The organism is Nocardioides sp. NPDC057772 (assembly GCF_042798075.1).
Taxonomy (GTDB): Bacteria; Actinomycetota; Actinomycetes; order Propionibacteriales; family Nocardioidaceae; genus Nocardioides.
The window spans coordinates 1-9,991 of record NZ_JBHVKN010000189.1; the positions used below are offsets into that span (position 1 = coordinate 1).

Genomic DNA, 9,991 nt, shown 5'->3' on the forward strand with positions numbered 1-9,991 from the left:
GCTGCGTGACGCCGCCTCCGCGGCTCCCCGCGACTGACCCGTTCAGATTCGTTCCTGTCCCTGGTCAGACCAGGGACAGATGCGCCGAGTCGGCGGGGCTGGTTGGATGGGCAGGGTGTCGTCGGCATCGGTTGCTTCGGGTTCCACCTCGGGGGTGGAGCACGCGATGCGTACGTATCTCGACCATCTGACCGTCGAGCGGGGGCTTGCGGCCAACACGCTGGCGTCGTATCGGCGCGACCTGCGGAGGTACGCCGAGTTCCTGGCGCAACAGGAGGTCGACGACCTGGCGGGCGTCTCGGAGGCGACGGTGTCGGGGTTCCTGGCACACCTGCGCGAAGGCAGCGAGGAGCACCCGGCACTGAGCGCGACCTCGGCGGCGCGGACGGTCGTGGCGGTGCGCGGGTTCCACAAGTTCGCGGTGGCCGACGGCATGGTGGACGCCAACCCGGCCGGCCACGTGAAGCCGCCGCGTGCGGAGAAGCGGCTCCCCAAGGCGCTCCCGCTGGCCGATGTCGAGGCGATCCTGGACGCGGCCGGCGCGCCCGGCACCCCGCTCGCGCTGCGCGACCGCGCCCTCCTCGAGGTGCTCTACGGCACCGGCGCCCGCATCTCCGAGGCGGTCGGCCTCGACGTCGACGATCTCGACCGGGTCGACCATGTGGCCCTGCTGAGGGGCAAGGGCGGCAAGGAGCGGATCGTGCCGGTCGGCTCCTACGCCATCGAGGCCGTCGAGGCCTACCTCACCCGGGCGCGCCCGGATCTCGTCGCCGCCCGCTCGGGAGGCGCGCTCTTCCTCAACGCCCGCGGAGGCCGGCTCTCGCGTCAGTCGGCCTGGACGGTCCTGACCCGCGCGGCCGAGCGCGCCGGGATCGACAAGGACGTCTCGCCACACACGCTGCGCCACTCCTTCGCCACCCACCTGTTGGACGGTGGTGCCGACGTACGTGTCGTGCAGGAGCTGCTGGGCCATGCGTCGGTGACCACGACGCAGATCTACACTCTTGTCACCGTGGACAATCTCCGAGAGGTCTTCGCGACCGCACACCCGAGGGCCCTGTGACCGACACCAGCTGGATCCCCGAGGTCGGCGCGAGCCCCGACGACGTCTACGAGGCGGTCGTGGAGTGGGCGGAGGGGAGCGGCCGCAGCCTCTACCCTCACCAGGACGAGGCGATCCTGTCCCTCCTGGCCGGCGACAACGTCATCCTGGCGACGCCGACCGGCTCGGGTAAGTCGCTGGTCGCGGCAGGTGCTCACGCGGCGGCGCTGGCCGAGGACAAGGTCTCGTTCTACACCGCGCCGATCAAGGCGCTGGTGAGCGAGAAGTTCTTCGATCTGGTCGAGACCTTCGGTGCGGAGAACGTCGGCATGCTCACCGGCGACGCGAGCGTCAACGCCGACGCCCCGATCATCTGCTGCACCGCCGAGGTGCTCGCCAACCTCGCGCTGCGCGAGGGCAAGCACGCCGACGTCGGGCTCGTCATCATGGACGAGTTCCACTACTACGGCGAGCCCGACCGCGGCTGGGCCTGGCAGGTGCCGCTGCTCGAGCTCCCGCAGGCCCAGTTCCTGCTGCTGTCCGCGACGCTGGGGGACACCAGCGCCCTCGCCAAGGACCTGACCAGGCGCAACGGCCGCGACACCGTCCTCGTGGACCAGGCGGAACGACCCGTTCCGCTCACCTTCGACTGGCGCCTGACGCCGCTGTCGGAGACCCTCGAGGAGCTCGTCACCACCGGGCAGGCGCCGGTCTACGTGGTCCACTTCACCCAGAAGGACGCCGTCACCCACGGCACCTCGTTGCTCAACGCCGGATGGCTGAAGCTCACCACCGAGGAGAAGGACCAGATCACGAAGCGGCTCGAGCCGGTCCGGTTCGCCGCCGGCTTCGGCAAGACGCTGGCCAAGCTGCTGCGAAAGGGCATCGGCGTCCACCACGCCGGCATGCTCCCCAGATATCGACGGCTGGTCGAGCAGCTCGCCCAGGCAGGTCTGCTCAAGGTCATCGCCGGCACCGACACCCTCGGCGTGGGCATCAACGTCCCGATCCGCACGGTGCTGTTCACCGGCCTGGCCAAGTTCGACGGTCGCCGCCAGCGCATCCTCCGCACCCGCGAGTTCCTCCAGATCGCCGGGCGGGCCGGCCGGGCCGGCTTCGACACCCAGGGGTACGTCGTCGTCCAGGCCCCCGAGCACATCATCGAGAACGAGAAGGCCAAGGCGAAGTCGGAGGAGCGCCGCAAAGCCGGCAAGAAGAACTCCAAGGCACAGCTCAAGAAGCCGCCCGAGGGCACGGTGGTCTGGACCGAGGCGACCTTCACCAAGCTCGTCGACGGTGCCCCGGAGCCGTTGCAGAGCCGGATGAAGGTCGACAACTCGATGATCCTCAACGTCGTCGCCCGCGACGAGGACGCCTTCGCGGTGATGCGCCGGATCACCATGGACAACCACGAGGACCGGCGCACCCAGCTCAAGCTCGCCCGCCGGGCGCTGCGTCTGACCCGCTCGCTGGTGCACAGCGGGGTCCTCACCCGGCTGGAGACCCCTGACGCGTACGGGCGCCGCTACGTCCTCACCGAGGCGCTCCCGGCCGATTTCGCGCTCAACCAGCCTCTGGCCCACTTCGCTCTCGCCGCGCTGGACACGCTCGACCCCGAGTCGCCGGAGCACACCCTCGAGATCGTGTCGGTGATCGAGTCCGTCCTGGAGCCCCCGCGCCAGATCCTCTTCGCCCAGCAGCACGAGGCGCGCGGCAAGGCGATCGAGAACCTGAAGGCCGACGGCGTCGAGTACGACGAGCGGATGGCGCTCATCGAGGAGATCACCTGGCCCAAGCCGATGGCCGAGCGGCTCGAGGCGCTCTTCGAGGTCTATCGCGGCACCCACCCGTGGCTGCCCGAGGACGCCCTCGACCCGAAGTCGATCCTGCGCGAGATGTACGAGCAGGGGATGACCTTCACCGACGTCGTACGCCGCTACCAGCTCGCCCGCTCCGAGGGCCTGGTGCTGCGCTACCTGACCGACGCCTACCGCACCTTCCGCCACACCGTCCCCGAGAGCCACAAGAGCCCCGAGATCGAGGACCTGGTCGAGTGGCTGGGGGAGACGATCCGGCAGACCGACTCGAGCCTGCTCGACGAGTGGGAGGCGCTCTCCGACCCCGAGCACATCCCGGCAGCGGTCGCCCATCACGAGGCGCCGCCGCCCCCGCGGTCCCTGTCGCAACAGGTCCGCGCCTTCGAGATCATGGTGCGCAACGCGATGTGGGCCCGGGTCGACGCGGTCTCGCGCGACGACCTCGACGCGCTGATGCGTCTCGAGCGCGCGGCCGCCGACCGCTTCGAGCCGGCGCGCGAGGTCGTGATGACCAGGTCCCGCTGGGATGACGCCCTGGAGGCCTACTTCGCCGAACACGACGACGTCGGCATCTCCGCCGACTCGCGCTCGCCCAAGCTGCTGACCTGGACGGCCGAACGCGGTGCTCCCGCCGGGGTCGACGAGGATGACGAGACGTACGCCGACACCCGGGTGTGGCGGATCACCCAGACCATCGACGACCCCGCCGGCGACCACGACTGGGTCATCGAGGCGGTGGCCGACCTGGACGCGAGCGACGAGGCCGGTGAGCTGGTGCTGGCGACGGTGGCGATGCGCCGGCTGTGACAGGTTGAGGGCATCCGATAGCGTTGGGTCGTGCGCAAGCTACTGAAGAACCCCATCGTCGTCGCGGCCATCGCCAAGATCGCCAACGAGGCGCGCAAGCCCGAGAACCAGAAGAAGATCAAGGACGCTGCGAGCAAGGCCTACGACCAGTTCCAGAAGCGCCGTCGGTCGCACTGAGGACGGCCCCTCGAGCGGAGATCCATCCACAGGTTTCTCCACATCGGGCGCCCTTCCTGTGGGGCTGGCGAGGCGCCAAGTTCACAGGTCATCAACAGATTCGGATCACGTAGCAGAATCAGCGGGATTTGCCTTGTGACACGCCCGGCGCGGCTCCTAGAGTCGCGCAGATCTGGGTCTTAGAGTCGCCGTGTCGACATATAGACCCGCTCGCCGTGATCGTCCCAGGGCCGCGGCAACTCAACCGGGGGTGGAGGAATGGAAGACAGCTATTTCGGAGCAGGTGGTGCGACCGCGCCACAGATGCCTCCGCAGACGCCGGCCCCGCCGGCCTATCCGCCTTCCGCTCGTCTGCGCGCCAACGCCCCTGAGCCCGACGCGGGCTCCGACGACTCCCCGGGCAAGAACAAGATGGGTCCGACCGGTCGCCCCTGGCCCCACCTCCCCGAGCCCGGCCCCGCCACCGGCGGCCCGGCGCGCACGGTCGCGATGGTCAACCAGAAGGGCGGCGTCGGCAAGACCACCACGACGATCAACCTGGGTGCCGCGCTGGCCGAGCACGGCCGCAAGGTCCTCCTCGTCGACTTCGACCCGCAGGGGTCTCTCTCGGTCGGCCTCGGACTGCAGCCCAACGAGATCGAGCTGACCGTCTACAACCTGTTGATGGAGCGCGACATCACGCTCCAGGACGTGGTCGTCCCCTCCGGCATCGACGGCGTCGACCTGCTCCCGGCCAACATCGACCTCTCCGCCGCCGAGGTGCAGCTCGTCCAGGAGGTCGCTCGCGAGCAGACCCTGGCCCGCGCCCTGGCCCCGGCCGTCGCCAACTACGACGTGATCCTGATCGACTGCCAGCCGAGCCTCGGCCTGCTGACCGTCAACGCCCTGACCGCCTCCGATTCGGTGGTCGTGCCGCTGGAGTGCGAATACTTCGCGCTGCGTGGCGTCGCCCTGCTCAAGGACACCATCGACAAGGTGCAGGAGCGGCTCAACCCGCGCCTGCAGATCGACGGAATACTGGGCACGATGTACGACAGCCGCACCATGCACAGCCGAGAGGTCATGGAGACCCTGGTCAACGGCTGGGGCGACCGCGTCTTCCACAGCGTCATCCGGCGCACCGTCAAGTTCGCCGACTCCACCGTCGTCGGCGAGCCGATCACCGAGTACGCGTCGAGCTCCACCGGCGCCGACTCCTACCGGATGCTCGCCAAGGAGGTGCTCGCCCGATGGCAACGCGACGCGTGAGGGTCCCCGCCGCAGACGACCTCTTCCGGCGTACGGCCGACAGCACCGTCACGCCGGCGGCCGCCGAGGCCAAGGCCCGCCCGGTGCACGCCGTGCCCGAGCCGGCCACGGAGGCCCCAGCCGCGAAGAAGCGCTCCAGCGGCCGCGTACGTCATGACGAGAAGATGACGGTCTACATCACCTCCGAGGAGCTGCTCGACCTCGAGCACGCCCGGCTCAACCTGCGGGCGAAGCACAGCATCGCGGTCGACCGCGGCCGGCTGGTGCGCGAGGCGCTCGCCATCGTGCTGGCCGACCTGGAGGAGTACGGGGACGACAGCGCCCTCGTGCACCGCCTCGCCGAGTGACGGTCACACAGATGCCAGACGCCCCTGCGGGGGCCGAGGAGCAGGAGCCGAGCGGCGCCGGGGGTTTCGAGGTCCGCCTCGAGAACTTCGAGGGGCCCTTCGACCTGCTGCTCAGCCTGATCGCCAAGCACAAGCTCGACATCACCGAGGTCTCCCTGGCCACGGTGACCGACGAGTTCATCGCGTACGTCAAGAAGGGCGCCGCCGACAGGTCCTCCGAGGGCGGGGGCAAAGGCGCCTGGGACCTGGACCAGACCTCCAACTTCCTGCTGGTCGCGAGCACGCTGCTCGATCTCAAGGCGGCCCGGCTGCTGCCGCAGGGCGACGTCGAGGACGAGGAGGACCTGGCGCTGCTGGAGGCGCGCGACCTGCTCTTCGCACGGCTGCTGCAGTACAAGGCGTTCAAACAGGTCGCCGGTGTCTTCGAGGAGCGGCTGGCCAAGGAGTCCAAGCGCCACCCGCGCTCGGTGCAGCTCGAGCCGCGCTACGCCGGTCTGCTGCCCGAGGTGCTCATCGGCATCGGGCTGGAGCAGTTCGCCCAGCTCGCCGCGACCGCGATGGCGCCCAAGCCGGGACCGCCCGAGATCGGGCTGTCCCACATCCACGGCTCGAAGGTGTCGGTCAAGGAGCAGGCGACACTGGTCATCGAGCGGCTTCGCGCGTCGGGGCAGGTGACCTTCCGGAGCCTGTGCTCCGACTCGCCCGACACCCTGACCACGGTGGCCCGCTTCCTCTCGCTGCTTGAGCTGTTCCGTGAGGGTGCGGTCGCCTTCGACCAGGTCACCGCGCTGGGCGAGCTGACCGTACGGTGGACCGGCGACGAGGCACTCGACGTCGATGAGCTGATCCAGGACGAGTTCGAGGGGCAGCCGCCCGCGGAAGACGGCGCCGACGATGGGGAGAAGGACGATGACTGAGGCCTCCGAGGACACGCTGGCGATCGAGTTCGCCGACCTTCGGCCGGCGCTCGAGGCGGTGCTGATGGTCGCCGACGAGCCGCTCGAGGCGGCCGCTCTGGCCTCGGCCGTGGGCCACCCGACGGCCGCGGTGGTCGAGGCTCTCGAGGGCCTGTCGGCCGAATACACCGAGCAGGGCCGCGGCTTCGACCTGCGCAACGTGGCCGGCGGCTGGCGGTTCTACACCCGCGAGGAGTACGCGAGCGTCGTCGGCGGTTTCGTGCTCGAGGGCCAGCAGGCCCGGCTGACCCAGGCGGCCCTGGAGACGCTGGCCGTGGTGGCCTACAAGCAGCCCGTCTCGCGTGCCCGGGTCTCCGCGATCCGGGGCGTCAACGTCGATGGCGTGATGCGCACCCTGCTCACCCGTGGCCTCGTCGAGGAGGCCGGCCAGGACCACGAGACCGGGGCCAACCTCTACCGCACCACCGGCTACTTCCTCGAGCGGATCGGCATCACCGACCTCGGTGAGCTGCCCGAGCTGGCTCCCTACCTGCCCGACCTCGCCGACATGGAGGAGGAGCTGACCGAGCAGGTCAGTCAGGAGGCGCTGGCTGCGCAGCCCGAGGAGGCCGGATCGGACGCGCCCGGGACGAATGGGTCAGAGTCCGAAGATGCGGCAGAATCGAAGGCGTGAGCGACCTGCCTGAGCGAGACGATCTGCCGCTGGACGACGAGGGCCTGATCCGGCTCCAGAAGCTGCTGGCCCTCGCCGGCGTCGCGTCGCGACGCGGCAGCGAGATCCTGATGCTCAACGGCGACGTCGAGGTCAACGGCGAGGTCGTCACCCGCCTCGGCACCAAGGTCGATCCCAGCAAGGACGTCGTACGCGTCGACGGCAAGCGTCTCCCGCCGATCTCCGGCAAGGTCTACCTGGCCCTCAACAAGCCGCGAGGCGTGGTCTCGACGATGAGCGACCCCGAGGGCCGGCGCAACCTGTCCGACCTGGTCGCGGACCGCCCCGAGCGGCTCTTCCACGTCGGCCGTCTCGACACCGACACCGAGGGCCTGATCATCCTCACCAACGACGGTGACTTCGCCCACCGGTTGGCCCATCCCAGCTACGAGGTCGACAAGACCTATGTCGCCGAGGTCAAGGGTGAGATCTTCCCCAACGTACGCAAGCGGCTCCTCGCCGGCGTCACCCTCGAGGACGGCCCGGTCACCGTGACCAAGGCCCGGATCATGGAGACCCGCAAGGACAAGTCGATCATCGAGCTGGTCATCCACGAGGGCCGCAACCGCATCGTGCGCCGCCTCCTCGACCACGTCGGCCACCCGGTCACCCGGCTGACCCGCACCCGGATCGGCCCGGTACGCCTCGGCACCATGAAGCCCGGCGACATGCGCGACCTCTCCCGCGAGGAGCTCGGCGAGCTCCTCGACACCACCGAGCTCTGAGGCTCGAATCCCGGATGCGTACGCGACCTCGGCCCCGCTAAGGTGAGGAGCATGCAGCAGTGCGCGATGAGCACGACGACGCCGGACCCACTCCGGCGCTGACCTGCTGTCCAACCCTTTCGCAGACCGCCCCGGAGCAGCGCTCCGGGGCGGTTTCGCGTCTCTGGCGGCGGTGCTCCGGGTATCACCCCAGGAGCACACATTGAACCTCGACCCCGCTGACCGTCTCGGGCTTCGCTTCGACCATCGAGACCTCAACCGCGACCTCGACATCTTCGCCACCGACCCGCTGGCCGGCTCGGGTCTGCCGTTGTGGCTGCCCGACGGAGCCGTCGTCTTCGCCGAGCTGGAGCGGCTGGCGGCCGAGCTGGCCGCGGCCGACGGCTGCGTACCGGTCAAGACCCCGGTCCTCGGCAAGCGTGCGCTCTTCGAGCGCTCCGGCCACTGGGCGAAGTTCGCCGACGACATGTTCCCGCCGATGGCCGTCGGTTCGGGGTCGGCTGGGGAGGAGGACGACCTGGTGCTCCGTCCCGCCAACTGTCCTCACCATGCGCTGGTCTATCGGGCGCGTCCGCACTCCTACCGACAGCTCCCGGTGCGCCTCCACGAGCTCGCCCCGATGTTCCGAGCCGAGCGCTCCGGGGTGCTGTCGGGCCTGAGCCGGGTGCGCCAGATCAACCTCGACGACACCCACGTCTTCTGTCGCCCGGACCAGGTCGCCGAGGAGGCGGCGAAGGCACTGCGGTCGGCACTGAGGGCTCAGGAGATCCTCGGCCTCCGGGTCGACTACGTACGTCTCTCCCTCCGGGACTCCTCACCGTCCTACCTGGGCTCCGCCGAGCAGTGGCGCGGTGCCGAGGAGGCACTGAGGAAGGCTGCCTCCGAGGCCGGTGTCGAGGTCGTCGAGGCGCCGGGCGAGGCCGCCTTCTACGGCCCGAAGCTCGACCTCCAGGTCAACGACCCGCGGGGACAGAGTGAATCGTCTCGGGCTCCGCTTCGACAGGAGGAGACCATCGCCACCGTCCAGGTCGACTTCAACCAGCCGGAGCGTTTCGACCTGAGCTATGACGATGCCGACGGCACGCGGAAGCGGGTCGTGATGGTCCATCGCGGCACCGTCGGCTCCATGGAGCGCGTCACCGCGGCCGTCCTGGAGCGCTACCAGGGACGCCTCCCGCTGTGGCTGGCGCCGACCCAGGTCGCGATCCTCCCGGTCTCTCCGGGCCAGGATGCGGCAGCGCGGGTGCTCGTCGACGCCCTCGTCGCCGAAGGCCTCCGTCCGCGCCTGGATCCGGACGGCTCGCTCGGTGCCCGGATCCGTGAGTCGCGCCGTCGTCGCGAGCCGTTGATCGCGGTCATCGGGTCTGCCGAGGCGGAAGCGGGTGAGGTACAGGTACGCGACGTCGGAGCCGGCGTCGAGCGGCGGGTCCCAGTGGCCGATCTGGTGGCGGCCATGAAGGAGGCGTACGTCTCTCGGGCGGTTTCCCTGGGGTGGTGAGAACCTCACACACCGCACGGCGCTATCGCACAGCCGAGCCGCCAGCCGCGATAGCGCATGGGCAACCCGCGCCGACCGTGGCACCATCGAACGCATGACCGTGCCGGAGGTCCTGCGGCCCTACGTCACCTCGCTGGTCGCCTACGACGTCGACTTCGGGGCGCCGGGGGTGCACCGCGGGATGCCGTCGACCGAGATCACGTTCGTGCTGTCGGTCGACGACCCCTTGGTCACCTCCTGGGGGAGGGGGAGCGAACCGGTCACGGCGTGGTCGCTGGTCTCCGGGCTGCACACCCGGCCGGCGACGATCCACCATCGCGGCTACCAGCGCGGCGTACAGCTGGGGCTGACCACCGCCGGGGTGCGAGCGCTGTTCGGGATGCCGGCGGCGGCCTGGCGCGGCGAGCTGCTGGATCTCGACGAGGTGGCGGCACCGGGTGACGTACGAAGTCTTCCCGAGCAGCTGGCCGAGACCGATCCGCGGCAGTGGGAGCGGTTGGTGGTGACGCGTCTGGTCGGGGCGTTGGCGCGGTACGGCGAGCCCGGGCCGCGCGCGGAGGTCGGGCGGGCGCTGGCGCTGCTGACCGGGGGAGCGGGAGTGCAGGAGGTGGCCGACGACGTCGGCTACAGCCGCCGCCGCCCGCAGGCCCGGCTCGGCGTCCAGCGGCCACCAGCGCGCCAGCCAGTCGGCGTCGGGGCCC

At 70.0% G+C, this 9,991-nt stretch carries 10 protein-coding genes; all 10 read left to right on the forward strand.

Going from position 1 to position 9,991, the window contains the following annotated elements; translation table 11 throughout:
* Positions 1-166: 166 nt before the first annotated feature.
* Entirely contained in the window at positions 167-1,063 is an 897-nt protein-coding gene (gene xerD, locus ACFVJS_RS22620; protein ID WP_378885217.1) for a site-specific tyrosine recombinase XerD, read from the forward strand.
* Positions 1,060-3,666 (forward strand): DEAD/DEAH box helicase, encoded by a 2,607-nt coding sequence (locus tag ACFVJS_RS22625; RefSeq protein ID WP_378885220.1) that lies wholly within the window; start codon positions 1,060-1,062, stop codon positions 3,664-3,666. Before xerD ends, ACFVJS_RS22625 begins: the two co-directional genes overlap by 4 nt.
* A 30-nt stretch (positions 3,667-3,696) precedes the next feature.
* On the forward strand, positions 3,697-3,843 hold the full coding sequence (locus ACFVJS_RS22630) for a hypothetical protein (RefSeq protein ID WP_378885222.1): 147 nt from the start codon (positions 3,697-3,699) through the stop codon (positions 3,841-3,843).
* A 411-nt stretch (positions 3,844-4,254) separates the two neighbouring features.
* Complete coding sequence (locus ACFVJS_RS22635) at positions 4,255-5,091, forward strand: ParA family protein (protein WP_378885240.1); 837 nt, start codon at positions 4,255-4,257, stop codon at positions 5,089-5,091.
* Positions 5,073-5,438, forward strand: coding sequence for a hypothetical protein (locus tag ACFVJS_RS22640; RefSeq protein WP_378885224.1), 366 nt, complete (start codon positions 5,073-5,075; stop codon positions 5,436-5,438). Before ACFVJS_RS22635 ends, ACFVJS_RS22640 begins: the two co-directional genes overlap by 19 nt.
* Before the next feature lie 11 nt (positions 5,439-5,449).
* Positions 5,450-6,355 (forward strand): segregation and condensation protein A, encoded by a 906-nt coding sequence (locus ACFVJS_RS22645; RefSeq protein ID WP_378885227.1) that lies wholly within the window; start codon positions 5,450-5,452, stop codon positions 6,353-6,355.
* Positions 6,348-7,028 (forward strand): SMC-Scp complex subunit ScpB, encoded by a 681-nt coding sequence (gene scpB / locus ACFVJS_RS22650; protein ID WP_378885229.1) that lies wholly within the window; start codon positions 6,348-6,350, stop codon positions 7,026-7,028. Before ACFVJS_RS22645 ends, scpB begins: the two co-directional genes overlap by 8 nt.
* Positions 7,025-7,792 (forward strand): pseudouridine synthase, encoded by a 768-nt coding sequence (locus ACFVJS_RS22655; protein WP_378885232.1) that lies wholly within the window; start codon positions 7,025-7,027, stop codon positions 7,790-7,792. Before scpB ends, ACFVJS_RS22655 begins: the two co-directional genes overlap by 4 nt.
* A gap of 202 nt (positions 7,793-7,994) precedes the next feature.
* Complete coding sequence (gene thrS / locus ACFVJS_RS22660) at positions 7,995-9,290, forward strand: threonine--tRNA ligase (RefSeq protein WP_378885235.1); 1,296 nt, start codon at positions 7,995-7,997, stop codon at positions 9,288-9,290.
* 94 nt (positions 9,291-9,384) lie between these two features.
* Positions 9,385-9,991 (forward strand): AraC family transcriptional regulator (locus ACFVJS_RS22665; RefSeq protein ID WP_378885238.1); only part of this gene is annotated, 607 nt, incomplete at its 3' end.

Excerpts from the sequence above, each read along its gene's own strand:
- xerD (WP_378885217.1), top strand. The coding sequence starts at position 167 with ATGCGTACGTATCTCGACCATCTGACCGTCGAGCGGGGGCTTGCGGCC.
- ACFVJS_RS22635 (WP_378885240.1), top strand. The coding sequence starts at position 4,255 with ATGGGTCCGACCGGTCGCCCCTGGCCCCACCTCCCCGAGCCCGGCCCC.
- ACFVJS_RS22640 (WP_378885224.1), top strand. The coding sequence starts at position 5,073 with ATGGCAACGCGACGCGTGAGGGTCCCCGCCGCAGACGACCTCTTCCGG.
- ACFVJS_RS22645 (WP_378885227.1), top strand. The coding sequence starts at position 5,450 with ATGCCAGACGCCCCTGCGGGGGCCGAGGAGCAGGAGCCGAGCGGCGCC.
- scpB (WP_378885229.1), top strand. The coding sequence starts at position 6,348 with ATGACTGAGGCCTCCGAGGACACGCTGGCGATCGAGTTCGCCGACCTT.